At 60.6% G+C, this 15,951-nt stretch carries 18 protein-coding genes; 11 read left to right on the forward strand and 7 right to left on the reverse strand.

Annotated elements, in window-relative coordinates:
• Positions 1 to 53: 53 nt before the first annotated feature.
• The 4 genes from FHT82_RS24755 to cysE are packed head-to-tail and all read left to right on the forward strand — an operon-like array spanning position 54 to position 3,463.
• The gene (locus tag FHT82_RS24755) at positions 54 to 1,130 is read left to right on the forward strand and encodes a GTP-binding protein (protein WP_183735330.1); all 1,077 of its coding nucleotides are present in this window, start codon (positions 54 to 56) and stop codon (positions 1,128 to 1,130) included.
• On the forward strand, positions 1,130 to 2,122 hold the full coding sequence (locus FHT82_RS24760; RefSeq protein ID WP_183735332.1) for a WD40 repeat domain-containing protein: 993 nt from the start codon (positions 1,130 to 1,132) through the stop codon (positions 2,120 to 2,122). The genes FHT82_RS24755 and FHT82_RS24760 overlap by 1 nt, the downstream gene beginning before the upstream one ends.
• Before the next feature lie 4 nt (positions 2,123 to 2,126).
• Positions 2,127 to 2,609 (forward strand): GNAT family N-acetyltransferase, encoded by a 483-nt coding sequence (locus tag FHT82_RS24765; RefSeq protein WP_183735334.1) that lies wholly within the window; start codon positions 2,127 to 2,129, stop codon positions 2,607 to 2,609.
• A 41-nt stretch (positions 2,610 to 2,650) separates the two neighbouring features.
• A complete protein-coding gene (cysE, locus tag FHT82_RS24770) occupies positions 2,651 to 3,463 on the forward strand; it encodes a serine O-acetyltransferase (RefSeq protein WP_183735335.1) in 813 nt (270 codons plus the stop codon).
• Positions 3,464 to 3,475: 12 nt separating this feature from the next.
• Here the strand turns inward: cysE and FHT82_RS24775 are convergent, their stop codons facing one another.
• Positions 3,476 to 4,633, reverse strand: coding sequence for a GGDEF domain-containing protein (locus FHT82_RS24775; RefSeq protein WP_183735336.1), 1,158 nt, complete (start codon positions 4,631 to 4,633; stop codon positions 3,476 to 3,478).
• A gap of 100 nt (positions 4,634 to 4,733) precedes the next feature.
• On the reverse strand, positions 4,734 to 5,744 hold the full coding sequence (locus tag FHT82_RS24780) for a serine hydrolase (RefSeq protein ID WP_183735337.1): 1,011 nt from the start codon (positions 5,742 to 5,744) through the stop codon (positions 4,734 to 4,736).
• Between the two features lie 163 nt (positions 5,745 to 5,907).
• Between FHT82_RS24780 and FHT82_RS24785 the strand changes: the two genes are divergently transcribed.
• On the forward strand, positions 5,908 to 6,873 hold the full coding sequence (locus FHT82_RS24785) for an NAD(P)-dependent oxidoreductase (RefSeq protein ID WP_183735338.1): 966 nt from the start codon (positions 5,908 to 5,910) through the stop codon (positions 6,871 to 6,873).
• Between the two features lie 113 nt (positions 6,874 to 6,986).
• On the opposite strand, the gene FHT82_RS24790 is transcribed toward FHT82_RS24785, so the two are convergent.
• Positions 6,987 to 7,577 carry an N-acetyltransferase gene (locus FHT82_RS24790; protein WP_183735339.1) on the reverse strand — a complete coding sequence of 197 codons (591 nt, stop codon included), beginning with the start codon at positions 7,575 to 7,577 and terminating at the stop codon, positions 6,987 to 6,989.
• A 96-nt stretch (positions 7,578 to 7,673) separates the two neighbouring features.
• Complete coding sequence (gene odc2 / locus FHT82_RS24795; RefSeq protein WP_183735340.1) at positions 7,674 to 8,807, reverse strand: ornithine/lysine decarboxylase; 1,134 nt, start codon at positions 8,805 to 8,807, stop codon at positions 7,674 to 7,676.
• 529 nt (positions 8,808 to 9,336) lie between these two features.
• Between odc2 and FHT82_RS24800 the strand changes: the two genes are divergently transcribed.
• From FHT82_RS24800 to FHT82_RS24810, 3 genes are all read left to right on the forward strand, one after another.
• A complete protein-coding gene (locus tag FHT82_RS24800; protein ID WP_183735341.1) occupies positions 9,337 to 10,230 on the forward strand; it encodes a LysR family transcriptional regulator in 894 nt (297 codons plus the stop codon).
• A 100-nt stretch (positions 10,231 to 10,330) separates the two neighbouring features.
• A complete protein-coding gene (locus FHT82_RS24805; RefSeq protein ID WP_183735342.1) occupies positions 10,331 to 10,972 on the forward strand; it encodes a DUF1007 family protein in 642 nt (213 codons plus the stop codon).
• Complete coding sequence (locus FHT82_RS24810; protein ID WP_183735344.1) at positions 10,966 to 12,036, forward strand: nickel/cobalt transporter; 1,071 nt, start codon at positions 10,966 to 10,968, stop codon at positions 12,034 to 12,036. The genes FHT82_RS24805 and FHT82_RS24810 overlap by 7 nt, the downstream gene beginning before the upstream one ends.
• Before the next feature lie 4 nt (positions 12,037 to 12,040).
• Here the strand turns inward: FHT82_RS24810 and FHT82_RS24815 are convergent, their stop codons facing one another.
• The 3 genes from FHT82_RS24815 to FHT82_RS24825 form a co-directional block, all read right to left on the reverse strand.
• On the reverse strand, positions 12,041 to 12,247 hold the full coding sequence (locus FHT82_RS24815) for a hypothetical protein (RefSeq protein WP_183735468.1): 207 nt from the start codon (positions 12,245 to 12,247) through the stop codon (positions 12,041 to 12,043).
• A gap of 87 nt (positions 12,248 to 12,334) precedes the next feature.
• On the reverse strand, positions 12,335 to 13,054 hold the full coding sequence (locus FHT82_RS24820) for a tellurite resistance TerB family protein (RefSeq protein WP_183735345.1): 720 nt from the start codon (positions 13,052 to 13,054) through the stop codon (positions 12,335 to 12,337).
• 131 nt (positions 13,055 to 13,185) lie between these two features.
• On the reverse strand, positions 13,186 to 13,824 hold the full coding sequence (locus FHT82_RS24825) for a 2-dehydro-3-deoxy-phosphogluconate aldolase (RefSeq protein ID WP_183735347.1): 639 nt from the start codon (positions 13,822 to 13,824) through the stop codon (positions 13,186 to 13,188).
• Positions 13,825 to 13,976: 152 nt separating this feature from the next.
• Here FHT82_RS24825 and FHT82_RS24830 point away from each other — a divergent pair, with 152 nt between their 5' ends.
• From FHT82_RS24830 to FHT82_RS24840, 3 genes are all read left to right on the forward strand, one after another.
• Positions 13,977 to 14,465 (forward strand): CYTH domain-containing protein, encoded by a 489-nt coding sequence (locus FHT82_RS24830; RefSeq protein WP_183735348.1) that lies wholly within the window; start codon positions 13,977 to 13,979, stop codon positions 14,463 to 14,465.
• Entirely contained in the window at positions 14,443 to 15,351 is a 909-nt protein-coding gene (locus FHT82_RS24835; RefSeq protein WP_183735349.1) for a CHAD domain-containing protein, read from the forward strand. The genes FHT82_RS24830 and FHT82_RS24835 overlap by 23 nt, the downstream gene beginning before the upstream one ends.
• A 74-nt stretch (positions 15,352 to 15,425) precedes the next feature.
• Complete coding sequence (locus FHT82_RS24840; protein ID WP_183735351.1) at positions 15,426 to 15,902, forward strand: VOC family protein; 477 nt, start codon at positions 15,426 to 15,428, stop codon at positions 15,900 to 15,902.
• The last annotated feature ends 49 nt before the right edge of the window (positions 15,903 to 15,951 follow it).

The following is a 15,951-nucleotide window of genomic DNA, read 5'->3' on the forward strand; positions in this document are numbered from 1 at the left end:
TTCAGGCCCCGGACTTTGCCCTCGGGGTCAAGGCCCTATTCCTAGAGGTTCTCATGACCGACGCGATCCAGACACAGCAGAAGCCCATTCCCGTTACCGTGCTCACCGGTTATCTCGGCGCGGGCAAGACGACGCTGCTCAACCGCATTCTTTCCGAAAATCACGGCAAGAAATATGCAGTCATCGTCAACGAGTTCGGCGAAATCGGCATCGACAACGACCTGATCGTCGAGTCCGATGAAGAAATCTACGAAATGAACAATGGCTGTGTGTGCTGCACGGTCCGCGGCGACCTGATCCGTGTCGTCGAGGGCCTGATGCGCCGTCCCGGCCGTTTCGATGGCATTATCGTCGAAACCACCGGTCTTGCCGATCCGGTTCCGGTTGCCCAGACATTCTTCATGGATGACGACGTGCGTGCCAAGACCGAGCTCGATGCCGTCGTCGCCCTCGTCGATGCCAAGCATCTGCCGCTGCGCCTGAAGGACAGCCGCGAGGCCGAGGACCAGATCGCCTTTGCCGATGTCGTCATCATCAACAAGACCGACCTCGTGACGCCGGAAGAACTGGCTCAGATCGACGATATCGTGCGCGCCATCAACCCGGCCGCCCGCGTCTACAAGACCAGCCGCTCCGGCGTCGATCTCGCCCGCGTGCTGGATCAGGGCGCCTTCAATCTCGAGCGCGCTCTGGAGAACGATCCGCATTTCCTCGAGCACGGCCATGACGATCATGTCTGCGGCCCGGATTGCGACCATGACCACCATCATCACGATCATGACCACGATCATCATCACCATCACGACGGCGAGATGTCGGCCATCCATGACGTGACGGTTCAGTCCGTTTCGCTGCGCGGCGGCGAAATGAACCCGGAGCGCTTCTTCCCCTGGATCCAGAAGATCACCCAGACGCAAGGCCCGAACATCCTGCGCCTCAAGGGCATCATCGCCTTCAAGGATGACGCCGAGCGCTATGTCGTCCAGGGCGTGCACATGATCATCGAAGGCGACCACCAGCGTCCCTGGAAGGATGGCGAAAAGCACGAGACCCGTCTCGTCTTCATCGGCCGCGATCTCGATCGCGCAAAGCTGGAAGAATCCTTCAAGGCGTGCGAGGCGGCCGCCTGATGCCAACAGTTGCACCGCTTGATCTCGACGGCCACGTTCTGGCCGTCGAATTTTTAGGTGATGTCCCCTTCTTCGCGAATGCCAGCGGCACCTTTCACCGGCTCGAAGGCAGCGACAAGGTCATCGAAGCCCATCAGGGCATGTTGACAGCGATCCGCGATCCCTACAGCGAAAGCCTGATTTCCGGCGGCGAGGACGGCAAGGTGCTGCGCGTCGATGTTAACGGCAATGTCAGCGAGATCGCCTCCGCGCCGCGCAAGTGGATTTCGCAGGTCGCAGCCGGCCCGCAGGGCGCTGTCGCCTATTCCTACGGCAAGAGCACGCTGGTGCGCCTTGCCGACGGCACGACCAAGGAATTCCCGGAAGAGCGCACGGTCGAAGGCATTGCCTTTGCACCGAAAGGCCTGCGCATAGCGGCTGCCCGCTATAACGGTGTTTCGCTGCACTGGGTCGGCATGAGCGCCAAGCCTGTTGATCTCGAATGGAAGGGCGCCCATACCGGCGTGACCTTCTCGCCTGATGGTAATTTCCTCGTCACCTCGATGCAGGAAAACGCGCTGCATGGTTGGAAACTCGACGTCAAATCGGGCACCGAAGCCCGCCATATGCGCATGACCGGCTATCCGGCCAAGGTCAAATCGCTCTCCTGGTCCGCCAAGGGCAAGTGGCTCGCTTCCTCGGGTGCACCGGCCGCCATCGTCTGGCCCTTCCAGGGCAAGGACGGCCCGATGGGTAAGGCGCCGCTGGAACTCGGCACCCGCGCCAACATCATGGCGACCGCGGTGAAATTCCACCCCGCCGAGGACATCCTCGCCATCGGCTTCATCGACGGCATGATCCTCGCCGTCCGTCTCGCCGACAGCAAGGAAGCGCTGTTGCGCCGCCCCGGCAAGGGCGCCATCACGAGCATGAGCTGGAGCAAGAATGGCAAGCTGCTCGCCTTCGCCTCCGAAGCCGGCGATTGCGGCGTGGTGGATATCGCGGCGGACTGACTCCATGACAGTCGAAGTCGCACCTCTGGATGCCGGGCATATGTATCAGGCGGCCATGGTGCGGCGCGTTGCGCTATGGCACGCACTACCGCACCTTCGCGATGTGCATACGCCTGAGGAAGACGAAGCCTATTGGCGAACGCATCTGCTGGCGGAATACACGGTTCTCGGCGCCTTCGTCGACGGTGGGCTTGCCGGCGTTATTGCTTACGGAAATGGCTGGATTGAGCAGCTCTATGTTCTGCCCGATGTCCAGGGCATGGGGATTGGCACAAGGTTTCTCTCCTTGGCGGTAAACGACATGAACGACATCCGCCTCTGGACCTTCCAGCAAAATCGCCGCGCTCGCGCCTTCTATGAAGCGCGTGGCTTCTCATCCGTCGAGAAAACCGACGGCAGCGGCAATGAGGAAGGAGAGCCTGACGTGCTCTACCATTGGCGTCGCCTGCCGGAACCGGTGTATAGTGCTGATCCACTCCGCCGCTGAACACTTGGCTGTGCGCAGAGTGCAAGAACAAGGATCCGGGAATGCAAGCTTCGAATAACGCCGCCGCCAAAGAGTTGGGCGCCTTCGCGTCCGTCTGGTCGGCAATCCGTGCCGAAGCGACGGATCTCGCGAGGCGTGAACCGACGCTGCAGACTTTGCTCGAAACGCAGATCATCGGCGCAGAAAGCGATGCTGATATCATCGCGCATGTGATCTCCGCACGCCTCGCAGTGGCAAAGATCGATGCCCGAGACCTCTTCGGACTATTTCACGGCACACTGCTGGAGCGTGCCGATATCCGCGCCGCCATTGAAGCCGATCTTCTGGCTGTGCGCGAACGCGACCCCGCCTGCACCACCTATCTGCACGCACTTCTGAACCTCAAGGGCTTCCACGCCCTGCAGACGCATCGCATTGCCCATGCCCTTTGGACCGACGACCGTTTCGAGATTGCGAGCTGGCTTTCCAACCTCGCCTCGCTGGTCTTCGGCCCAGATATCCATCCGGCGGCAAGGATCGGCTCCTCGATCATGCTGGATCATGGTTCGGGCATCGTGATCGGCGAAACAGCCGTCATCGAGGATGAAGTCTCTATCCTGCAAAACGTCACGCTCGGCGGCACGGGTAAGGAAACCGGAGACCGGCATCCGAAGATCCGGCATGGCGTCATGATCGGCGCCGGCGCGAAGATTCTCGGCAATATCGAGATCGGTGCTTTCAGCAAGATTGCCGCTGGCAGTGTCGTGTTGAAGCCAGTACCAGCGCATTGCACGGTCGCTGGCGTTCCGGCTGCCGTCGTACGCATTCATCGCAATGATGAGATCCCTGCCGAGACCATGGATCAGAATATCTAAGGCAGGCCGCGCTCAAGCAGCCTGCTGGTTTTCCGCTGACGCCTCGACGCGGTTGCGGCCTTCGCGTTTCGAACGATAAAGCGCCTCATCCGCCTTCTGCACGATTCGCTCAAAATCCACGCTGTTTTCCTGACGCGTGGCGACGCCGATGCTGAGTGTCGGAAAGATCGCCAGATTTGGCATCTCCATCACGGCTGCCGCAAAGGAGAGGCGAATACGGTTGGCGATCGCGACTGCTTCTTCCTGATCGGCATCCCTGAGAACGACGAGGAACTCATCCCCGCCCTGCCGGGCGAGCAGATCGCCGGGGCGCATGATACCCTTCGACACTGTCGCAAAGAGCCGCAACACCTCATCGCCAGTGGCATGACCGTGCTGGTCGTTCAACTGCTTGAAATGATCGATATCGATGATGAGCAGCGAGACCGGGTGAACGCCGAGCAACGATACATGTCGGGCAAGGCCGCTGCGGTTGAGCGTGCCTGTCAGCGGATCGTGATGAGCAAGCTCGATGAGCTGGTTCCTGCTCCGCTCGGCCGCCATCAGCACCATCGCCATGCTGCGCAGCATGATGAAGGCCACCGCCGATACCGCCATCCAGCTATGGATCACGCTGCCGCCGAAGGGATCCGGCCCGCCGATATCACCAGTGGCGGCCAGAAAGCTGCGAACCGCGAAGATGACTGCAGTGACAACGTAGAGCCCGCAAAGAATGGCCGCCGAATAGAGCCTTTCACGGCGGGCGATGCCTGCGGCCTCCCTGACGATGGTGAGATCGCAAAGGCAGCAGATCACCGAGACATAGAGCAGGCGTTCAGATATCGCTGAGGGATCGCTGATGAAAAGCGCCACCGGCATGCTGGCGCTGACGATCACGATCCAGAAATAACGCCGGTGGATGGGATGGCGGGCAAAAGCGCGCACCGCAAAAAACATCAGCATGTAGCCGACAATGGTCAGCACATTGCCCACATCGATAGAGACATAATAGGGCACGAGATTGCGTAGCGCGACGAGGAATGAACCGATACCGACGAGCAGGTTGCTCGTGCCCCACCAGAGCGGCCAGCTTTCGAAGCGGCCCGTCGCATAGGCGGCAAACTGCAGAGCGCTCAAAACGACGCAGCTCACAGCAACGATGAAATAGATTGTCCGCAGATCCAGCAGCATCGAGCCTATCCCGAAGTCCCACGCGGCGAACCCTACAGGAAGCGATTTGCAGTTTGATTGGACGCTTCGCTAAAAATTTAACGACGTCTCGTTTTCTGCGTCAGGTTGCCCGTACTGTGCTGATGATGTCTGCCAGCAGGCCGTGCAGCGAATCGCGGTAGCCGTTGCGGGCGGAAGGGCCGCTCTCTTCCGACGTCATGACCACGGTGAGGTTGAGCGACGGAACGATATAAAGCATCTGTCCGCCATAGCCCCAGGCGAAATGCACCTTTTCTCCGCCGATCCGCCGCATGAACCAGCCATAGCCATATTCGTCGCCGGAGAAGCGCGAATTGGTGCGGTACCGCCAGGACTGGGCGACCCAGTCCGCCGGAACCACCTGTTTGCCATCGGCCGTGCGCCCGCCATTGCGGTAGAGCTCGCCGAAGGCAAGCAGGGATCGGGCGCTCATCGCCATCTGGTTGCCGCCGAGATAGATGCCCTGCGGGTCACGCTCCCACGCACCGATGCGGAAACCCTCGACAGGACCGAGCCATTCCCGCGCCAGCGCCAGCGTCGACTTGCCACCGACCTTGGTGAGAATGGCGGAGAGAAGATGCGTGGAGGCGGTGGAATAAAGCATCTCCCCGCCCGGCTGATCGGTGAAAGGTTGCGACAGCGCAAAGCGCACCCAGTTGCGAGAGGAAACCCAGCGGCCGTAATTCGCCCCCGACAGGCGATCCAGCCCCGCCTGCATGGAGAGAAGATTGCCGACCGTGATCTCGTTGAGGCGAGGATCCGGACGAACGGGCAGATCCGCCTTCAGGATCGGCGCGATCTTCTGGTCTGGTCCTTCCAGCAGGCCTTTGCCGATGGCAATCCCGACCAGCGCCGAAATGATCGATTTCGAGGCGGATTTGATATTGGTCGATTCCGATGGCGTGTGGCCGCGATAGCCATGCTCTGCCACCACGCGCCCATCACGAGCGACAACGACGGTTTTCAGCGGCCTCAGCTCGTCCCGACTTCCGAGGCTGTCCAGAAGAGCTGGGACGGAGCCTGCCGCCTGCTGAGCGGCAGCGGCAATGGGGACGAGCAGCAGAAGAAGGAAGAGAGCAAGGCGCTTGATCATGGAGCGATGAGCTAGCGCAACTGGGCGGCGAAATCAGCAGCGGAGACCGGCGATTCACGCGGACGTGAAACTTTATGATCCGCGCACCGGCCACTTGCAGTCCCGCGAAGCGGCACGACATACTGCGCATGACCAGCCCATATGTGCATCTGGAGGAGACAGCATGGCCCGCGTGATCGTCATCGGAGCAACAGGACATGTCGGCACCTATCTCGTGCCTCGCCTCGTCGAGGCCGGCCATGAAGTGGTGGCGATCAGCCGCGGCGCTGCCGCGCCCTACAAGACGAGTGAAGCGTGGAGCCGCGTCGATATCAGACGCATGGATCGCGCAGCGCTCGAGGCCGAAGGCCGCTTCGGCCATGAGATCCGTGCGCTGAATGGCGAGATCGTCATCGACATGATCTGCTTCACGCCTGACAGCAACGAACAGCTGACAACCGCCCTCGAAGGCCATGTCGGCCATTTCCTTCACACCGGCACGATCTGGACACATGGTTTCTCCACCGTCGTCCCGACGCCCGAGGAGACGCCGAAGAAGCCCTTCGGCGACTACGGCGTGAAGAAAGCGGCAATCGAAACCTATCTCTTGCGGATGGTGCGGGAGAGGAACTTCCCCGCAACCCTCATCCATCCCGGCCATATCGTCGGTCCCGGCTGGAGCCCTCTGAACCCGGCAGGTCACTTCAATCCCAATGTTTTCACGACACTGGCGCGCGGCGAAACACTGGCCCTGCCGAATTTCGGCATGGAAACCGTACATCACGTCCATGCCGACGACATTGCCGAACTCTTCATGGCCGCCATTGCCAAGCCGCAGGCCGCGATCGGCGAGGCCTTCCATGCGGTTTCGGAAAAGGCAATCACGCTACGAGGTTATGCTGAGGCGATGGCCGCATGGTTTGGCCAGGAAGCGAAGCTGGAATTCCTCGCCTATGACGCCTGGGCGGAAAAACAGATCCCGGAAGAAGCGAGAGCTACCTGGGAACACATTGCCCGCAGCCCCAATTGCTCGATGGAAAAGGCCCGCCGGCTGCTTGGCTTCACACCGCGGCACAGCTCGTTGCAGGCCGTGCAGGAAGCCGTCCGCTGGCTGATTGACAATGGCCGGATACAGGCAACGGCTCCCTGATCCCCAGACGATAGCCCGAAACAAAAAGCCCCTCCCGGAGAATGAACTGACCCCCGAAGGTTGTTGTCCAACTTTCGGGGGGTCAGTTCAGAGAATGGGAGAGGCTTTGTCGATCAGGCCGCCTTCCGGACCGGCGCGCCGGCCAGCATGCGTCCCGAAGGGACGATCATACCAGCCGCGCCGCCAAGCCAGCCCTCAACAAGTTCAAGCGCCAGAAAGCGCGAACGTTCGAAGGGGCCGGGCATGACAAGGTGACGAGCCTTTTCGGCGAAGAAGCCGAAACGCTCGTAATAATCCGCGTCGCCGACGAGCAGGATTGCACCGTGGCCGCGCTTCTTTGCTTCGAGGATCGCCGCCCGCATCAACGCGGAGCCGATACCCTTACCGCCATGTTTGCCGTCAACAGCGAGCGGGCCGAGCAGCAGTGCGTCGAGCGGCGAGCCTTCATAGTTGATGCCGGCTTCGACGTTCCACAGGCGTACCGTGCCGATGACACGGCCGTCACGGTCACGCGCGACCAGCGCCAGGCCCTCGGCCGGAACGCGGTTACGGCGGATCATTTCCGACGACTTCTTGCGACGGTCCGGCCCCATGACGCGATCGAGCAGGCTCTCGCGAGCGACCACGTCGGACGGATTTTCCACGTCGATGGTGAAAGCAACAGGCGCAAAGAATGCGCGGACAGAATCAAGAACAGCGGCCATCTTGGCCTCCCGTACCCAATACCGTTATCAGCGGTGATGACTGGAAATTGTGAAGTTGCCGCCCCGGCTGATTACGGGGCTGGCAGAAACAGGACCTTAGATGACGTAGGCCTTCAGCGGCTCGAAGCCGTTGAAAGCGACCGCCGAGTAGGTCGTCGTATAGGCGCCGGTGCCTTCGATCAGAACCTCGTCGCCAATCGTCAGGGAGATCGGCAACGGGTAGAGGTTCTTTTCGTACAGCACGTCGGCCGAATCGCAGGTCGGGCCGGCGATCACGCAGGGCTCCATCTCGTCGCCGTCACGCTCGGTGCGGATCGGGTAGCGAATGGCCTCGTCCATGGTTTCGGCGAGACCGCCGAATTTGCCGATGTCGAGGAAAACCCAGCGGGCGTCGTCATTATCAGACTTCTTGGAAATCAGCACGACTTCAGCCTTGATGACGCCGGCATTGCCAACCATGCCGCGACCCGGCTCGATGATCGTCTGCGGGATCTGGTTGCCGAAATGCGTGCGCAGCGCCTGATAGATCGACTTGCCGTAAGCTTCTGCCGACGGAACGTCGCGCAGGTACTTGGTCGGGAAGCCACCGCCCATGTTGACCATCTGCAGGTGGATGCCCTGCTTGGCAAGCTGGACGAAGACGCGCTTGGCATCGGCAAGGGCCGAATCCCAGGCATCGACCTTGGTCATCTGCGAGCCGACATGGAACGAGACGCCGTAGGACTGTAGGCCGAGCTGATGAGCGTAGACGAGAACGTCGACGGCCATCTGCGGAACGCAGCCGAACTTGCGCGACAGCGGCCATTCGGCACCTTCGCCATCGGTCAGCACGCGGCAGAAAACGCGAGCGCCTGGAGCCGCACGGGAAATCTTCTCGACTTCTTCGTGGCTGTCGACGGCAAAGAGGCTGACGCCAAGCGCATGGGCGCGGGCGACATCGCGTTCCTTCTTGATCGTGTTGCCGTAGGAAATACGAGCTGCAGTCGCACCGGCTTCGAGCGCCATTTCGATTTCTGCGACGGACGCGCAATCGAAATTGGAGCCGAGGCCCGCGAGCAGCTTCAGCACTTCCGGGGCCGGGTTGGCCTTGACGGCGTAGTAGATCGCGCTGTCCGGCATGGCGTGACGGAAGGCGTGGAAATTGTCGCTGATGACGTCGAGATCAACCACGAGGCAGGGACCGTCGGGACGTCGGGTTGCGAGAAAGTCGCGGATGCGCTGGGTGGTCATATCGATTCCCTCTTCCAATTCCAGAGCTCCGGCGTGAACCGGAGGACAAAGGGCGTGCGGGAATCGCTCAGGAACCAGCCGGTGGAGACCCCGGATCCTTGACGACGCTCGACGCGCAAGTAATGAACCAACGCCGCAAATGCGGTATAGGTTCGGCTTTGTCTGCCATGGATTGGAGGGAATATCCCTGCCGCACTTCCGGCAATGAAGGTGTGCCTCTTCAGTAACCCCCGCTGATGGAAAGCAGGGAGAGAACAAAAAGGCCCGCACCGTCGTTGCTTCAGGCGTCCTCGCATTTTCCGGTTGGCCGGAAAAGCGACTGGAGGGGTTAATTCCAGGTACCTTACCGATTTCCTCACCAATTCGAGGGTTCGGCGGACACCCATGGGCACGTGCGACTTTGGGCTGAATGGGAAATAAGAATATTTGCCTTCACAATCAAGAGAAATTTTGCGCCACCGCCCAAAAAATAATTGAACGATGAGGGACAATTTGTTCAACCTCCTTCAACAGATTTGGAGCACCGCTTATGGACACCCTGACCCGCATCCGTGCCTTCATCGATGTTGTTGAAGCAGAAGGCTTTTCCGCCGCGGCACGGCGTACGGGGCGCTCCAAGGCGCTGCTCTCGAAATACGTGCGTGAACTGGAAGACGAACTGGGCGCTCTGCTGCTCAACCGCACCACCCGGCAGTTCTCCATGACCGAGGCCGGCCACACATATTATCGTACCGCTTCCGACATCCTGAAGGAGATCGACAACCTCGCCGATCTCGTGCGCGAGAACAATGCACAGTTGAAGGGCCGCCTCAAGGTCTCCGTGCCGCGCACCTTCGTCGATGCGGATGTCGGCCAGTCCTTGATCGATTTCGCCAAGGAAAATCCGAACCTGCAGCTGGAGATCGCCGCCGACGACCGTTTCGTCGACCTGATCGAGGAAGGCTTCGACGTTGCGGTCCGCGTCACCAAGCTTGAAGATTCCGGCATGATCGCCCGCAAGATCTCCGATTTCCGCGTGCACATCTGCGCCACGCCGGAATTCCTGGAGCGGTATCCCAATATCGAGCACCCGAGCGATATCTGCAATGTGCCTTTCATCATCGACACCAATTCCCGCAGCCAGGCAAGCATCCGCTTCTACAATCCCGACAGCACCTCCTTTGCGGTTGCCGTTTCCGGGCCGATGGAAGTCAATAGCCCGCATGCCACGCTGCGCGCCGCGCTGTCGGGGATCGGTATTGCGCTGATTCCTGACTTTATCGCCCGCAAGCCGATCGAGGACGGCCGGCTGGTGACGTTGTTCAATGATTATATTCCGACCGACCGCGGCATCTATGCCGTCTATCCGCACCGGCGTTATCTGCCGGCAAAGGTGAGGATCTTCGTGGATTACCTCCACAACTGGTTCAAGAAACATCCCTGACGCGAACGGGATGCGCGCCCAAGCGTCGCAGGGACGGTCCCAATTCCGTCCCATTTTCTGGTGACAAATCACCCCAACCGAACAGGGGCAGCGGGTAAGCATGAAAAGATCGACATTTCTGACGGCTGGGCTTCTTTCGCTGGCCCCCGCCACCGCCTTCGCCCATCCGCATATTTTCGTGGAGGCCCGACTGGAAGTGGTCGCAGCACCTGACGGCAGCATTCAGGAACTGCGCAACGTCTGGCGTTTCGACGAGGTCTTCTCCTCCTCGGTCGTCATGGATTTCGACAAGAACACCGATCTGAAGCTGGAGCCGAGCGAACTTGCCGAGGTCGGCAAGACCGTCCGGGATTCGCTTGCCGATTATGATTATTACATGAACCTGACGATCGACGGGAAGAACATCACCGTCCAGAAGCCCGACATCATCCATGTCGATTACAAGGACGGCCAGCTCTTGATGTTCTTCGCCGTCAAGCCGGTCGAAAAGATGCCGCTGAAGGGCAAGCTCACCTTCGGCGTCTACGACCCGACGCTCTACACCTCAATCGATTTTCCGACCGACGACGAGCTTGCCATGGTCGGCACCAACTTCCAGTCCTGCAAGCACGCGGTCGTGCGCCCGGATGCGGACGAGGTGATCTCGGAAAACAAGCAATCGCTGACCGACGCATTCTTCAACGATCCGACCGGCACCAATATGTCGAAGCTCTTCGCCACGCGGCTGGAGATCACATGCTGACAAAACGCCTGCCTCTCGCCCTGCTCGCGCTCGCCATCATGGCTGCCGCCGCCCACGCCCAATCGCCGCTCGGTATCGGCACGGCGGAACCGAGCTTCCAGCCGACGGGCGGGCCGCTGGAGCCTCTTTTTCTCTATGTCAACTACGAGCAGCAGGCCTTCTACCGCGCCTTGACCAATGCGCTGAAAGCCATGCGGCAGGATCCCTGGCAGCTCTCTTCGCCGATCGGTCTTTCCTTTGCCTATGGCGTCTTTCATGCCGCCGGCCCCGGCCACGGCAAGGCCGTCATCTCGTCCTACATGATCGCCAACGAAGTCGAGCTTCGACGTGGCGTCGTCATCTCCTTCATCTCCGCCTTCGTCCAGGGCGTCATGGCCGTCGTGCTCGTCGGCGGCGCCTGGCTGGTGTTGCGTGGCACCGGCATCACGCTGACCATGGCAACACAGGCCATGGAAATTGCCAGCTTCGTGATGGTCATCCTCTTCGGCGGCTGGCTGCTTTTTCGCAAGCTGCGCTCGATCGCCGGCAGCTGGCCGCATCGGCAGCTGATGGCGACGCCAGCCGGCCCCGTCAGCATGATGCTGAATTGGAAGGATAATGCCGCCGAGCGCCAGAGCGCCGATTTCAGCTTTAACGGCAAGGCGCAGGCGGTCGAGCGCGGCCACACCTATGTGCCCGGCATGATCTGCGAGACCTGCGGCAACGCCCATGTGCCCGATCCTTCGCTCGTCAGCGGCGACAAGTTCAGCATGCGCGAAGCCTGGTCGGCTGTCATCGCCGTGGGCTTACGCCCCTGCTCCGGCGCATTGCTGGTCATGACCTTCTCACTGCTGAACGGGCTTTATCTCGGCGGCGTGCTCTCGGTCGTCGCCATGTCGCTCGGCACCGCGATTACGGTTGCGGTTCTCGCCACACTTGCCGTCGCTGCCAAAAGTACTGCTGTGCGCCTCTCCGGCCGCGGCTCGTCAGCCTCCGTATGGATCGGCAATACGATCGAGATACTGGGCGCAATTCTCGTGATCCTGATGGGTGTGTTGCTGCTCGGAGCCTCCCTGCAGGGATAGGCCCTCAGAGCTTCTTGCTGCGCTGATAGCGCGCCCGCAGCCAGAATATGCCGAAGAAGCACATCAACAGGCAGACGCCGACGATGACGGCCAATGTCGGCGAAAAACTGCCGATCCACAACACGATGGTCGGCAGGAAATAGATCACCAGCCCAGCACAAACCAGAATGATAGCGGCTGCAATTGCCTGCGAACGGCTTTCCGGGCTCATGGACATGCTCACTCCTCTTGTCCGGGAGTGGAATAGGCCAGCCGCCTCGCAAAGGCAACCGGCCCTGATACTGCTGGAATCGCGATGCTATTGGGACAAAGTGACCTTAGCGGAAGAAACCGTCGCCTCGATATGATCGACAAGCTGATCGGGAAGACCCAGCCTGCCGGCGAGCAGATCGAGATAGCCGCGTTCGGCACGCGAGTCCGGCTCGATCGTCAGGCGCGAGGCGGTGTAGAGTTCGACCTTCTGCTCCTCGGTAACGGCGGCTGCGACAAGCGCATCGATATCCGTCGGCTCCGAAAGCTCGTGCTCGATGAAGGTCGCGGCCTCCCCGCTGACATCGGCCGCCTTGACCTTGTCCATGATGAGGGCGCGCTCCGCATCGTCGATATGGCCGTCGGCCTTGGCAGCGGCGATCATGGCGCGGATGAGGACGAGCACGAATTCATTGCTGGTCGCGGGTGAAGCCGAGCCGAAACCGGATTCTGCAGGCGGCGGCAGGAGCACGGGATTGTTGGCCGTCGGCGCATCTGACGGTGCTGCAGGCGCCTGTCCGGCCTGATAGTTCTTCCAGGCCTGGTAGCCGAGACCGGCAATGGCTGCGAGACCGCCGATGGTGATGGCATTGCCCGCGATGCTGCGGCCGGCCTTGGTGCCCAGAAGGACGGCGGCAAGCGCGCCAGTCTTCAAGGGATTGTCCTTCGCCATCTGGATCGCATCGCCCGCCCGGTCGCGCACACTGCCGCCCACACCCGGCACCTGAGATCCCAGAAGCTGGTCGAGTAGTTTCTTCGCGTCGAACATGTCCTCATCTTCTCCGTGTTTTAGAGGCTGGAGGAGAACATAGGTTTGCGACTGCCGAAATACAAACGAGGGCGGCGCGGCCACCCTCGTTCAAAATCTGTCAGCGTTCAAAACCGGCAAGTCTCGAGAGCTCAACCCTTCAGCGCGAAAGCTTCCGAAGCGAGCTTGGTGATACCTGCCCAGTCGCCTGCCGCGACCAATTCCTTCGGCGCGACCCACGAACCGCCGACACAGATGACGTTCGGCAGAGAAAGATAGTCATTGGCATTCTTCAGCGAGATGCCCCCGGTCGGGCAGAAAAGCGTGCCTGACAGCGGCGAGGACAGCGCCTTCAGATAGGCGGCACCGCCGGCCTGCTCGGCCGGGAAGAACTTCAGAACCTGGTAGCCTTCTTCGCGTAGCGCCATGACCTCGCTTGCGGTCGCTGCACCCGGCACCAGCGGCACCGGAGAATCGGCGGCGGCATCCAGAAGCTCCTGGGTCGTGCCGGGGCTGACGATGAACTTGGAACCTGCCTGCACCGCGGCTTCCCAATGAGCAGCGTTCAGGATCGTGCCGGCGCCGACTTCCGCGCCTTCCACTTCAGCAGCAACGGCGCGCACCGCATCGAGAGCGGCCGGCGTGCGCATGGTGATTTCGATGGCCTTGAGACCACCGGCGACGAGCGCGCGCGCAAGCAGCACGGCCGACTTCGCGTCATCGACGATAAGAACCGGAACGACAGGCTGGAGTTTCAGGATGGAAAGGAGTTTCTCTGTCTTCTCGCCCATGGCCGCAGTTTCCTTGAAACGATTGAAATCGAGTTTCGAATAACGCCCTCATAAAGGCTTGTCGAGATAAAACCATCCTGCGCGACAATACGGGTATTAAATCACTATAAATTGGGTTACCGTACCGCAATCGTCACAAAAGGTTCATTCGTATGGCGAAAGAGATCGAACGGAAGTTCCTCGTACGCAGCGATGCTTGGCGCTCCGCAGTTCAGTCGAAATCGGTCCTGAAACAAGGCTATATCGCCTCGATGGACGACCGCTCAGTACGCGTCCGCATATCGGATGAAAAGACCGCGCGGTTAACGCTGAAGATCGGCCGGAGCACCCTTACCCGCGACGAATTCGAATATGAGATCCCCGTCTCTGACGCCGAGGAATTGCTCGAAAACGCCATCGGCATCGTCATCGAAAAGACGCGTTACCGCGTGCCCCACGAAGGTTTCGTCTGGGAAGTCGATGTCTTCGCCGGCGCCCATCGCGGCCTCATCATAGCCGAGGTCGAGATGCAGGCCGAGACCGACAATCCCTCCCTGCCGGCTTGGATCGGACGCGAGGTAACAGGTGACTTCCGCTACTCCAATCAGGCACTTGCCACAGAATTCGAGCACGACAGGCATGGGCTATCGCATACGGCCTAAGGCCGACTTTACGGACGAGTTCCAAAGCGCGGCCGTGGAACAGCTCACGCGTGCCATCACCGTTCTCGAGAAACGGCCGGAAGGCACCCACGAGGCGATCCACTCTTTCCGCAAGAATATGAAGCGGCTGCGTTCGCTCTATCGCCTCGTGTCCCGCCAAGCGCCGGATTTCCAGAAGCGGGAGAATGCCCGACTGAGGGACACTGCAAGGTCGCTCTCGGCCATCCGCAATGCCGCAGCAATCGTCGGCACCGGCCGCTACCTGCAGGAGAATGCTCGAAACGTGGAAGAGGCGGAGGCGCTCGGTCGCATCGTGTCCATTCTGGAAGCGCGTCGCGACTGGATGGCGGAAGCCGAAAGCGACCTCGAGCAGCGGCTGCATGATACCGCCGGCACGCTGCGGGAGGCGATCGCAGCACTCGACGATATCACCTTCGACAAGAGCCACCGCAAGAATGCCCGCATGTTGGCAAAGAGTTGGCGCCGGACGGCATCGCGTGCAAGGGAGGCACTGGATGCCTGCCACGAGGATGCAGCGGCTGAAGATTTTCACGAATTGCGCAAGCGCACCTATGACTACCGGCTCTATCACGCGCTTCTGGGCGATCTCTGGCCGAGCGCGATGAAGGTCAAGCGCGACTTCGCCAAGGACCTCGTCGAACGCCTCGGGCATATCAACGATCTCTCTGTGCTTTCAGGCCTTGTGGAGGCAGAGCCGCAGCTCTTCACCCGCAACGACGACCTCGCCCATCTGCTGGATGCCATCATCTTCCGCCAGCAGGAGGACCGGCGCGAGGCGCTGCGAGGCGCCGAAACACTCTACAGCGATGAGCCGGATGAGGAAGCGCAGCGTCTCGAGCTGCTCTGGGTCTCGATCCGCAATTGACGCATTTGCCCTGTTGACCTCAACATTGGTTGAGGTTCTAGCCTCAGCCGGTCAATGAACCCGCTGAGGAAGATATGTCTGCCGACAACGCCACGACGCCGCAAATCCAGGGCATCTACGAAACCCATCTCACCGTCGCCGATCTGAAGACTTCCATTTCGTTCTACCGCGATATTCTGGGCCTGGAGCTCGCCGCCGAATTTCCCGAGCGCCGCATCGCCTTCTTCTGGGTGAACGGCAAGAAGAACGCCATGCTCGGCCTCTGGGAAACCGGTACCGGCCCTTTGAAGATGCGTCTGCACATGGCCTTCCGCCTGTCGCAGGAGGAAATGATGCGGGCGCCGGCGCTGCTGATCCACAAGGGCCTGAAGCTGCACGGCTTTCACGGCGAGCCGATCACCGAACCGATCGTCATCGGCTGGATGCCGGCGCTGTCGCTCTACTTCCACGATCCCGACGGGCATTCGATCGAATTCCTGAACGTGCTCGACGAAGAGCCGGATGCTGCGTTTGGCATGCGGTCCTACGCCGAGTGGAAGGCGCGCGGATAAGCCACAATCCCATAGTGCCGTCCTTGCGTAATGTCATTGCGCAGGGGCC

This window comes from Rhizobium sp. BK275 (genome assembly GCF_014193555.1).
Lineage (GTDB): Bacteria > Pseudomonadota > Alphaproteobacteria > Rhizobiales > Rhizobiaceae > Rhizobium.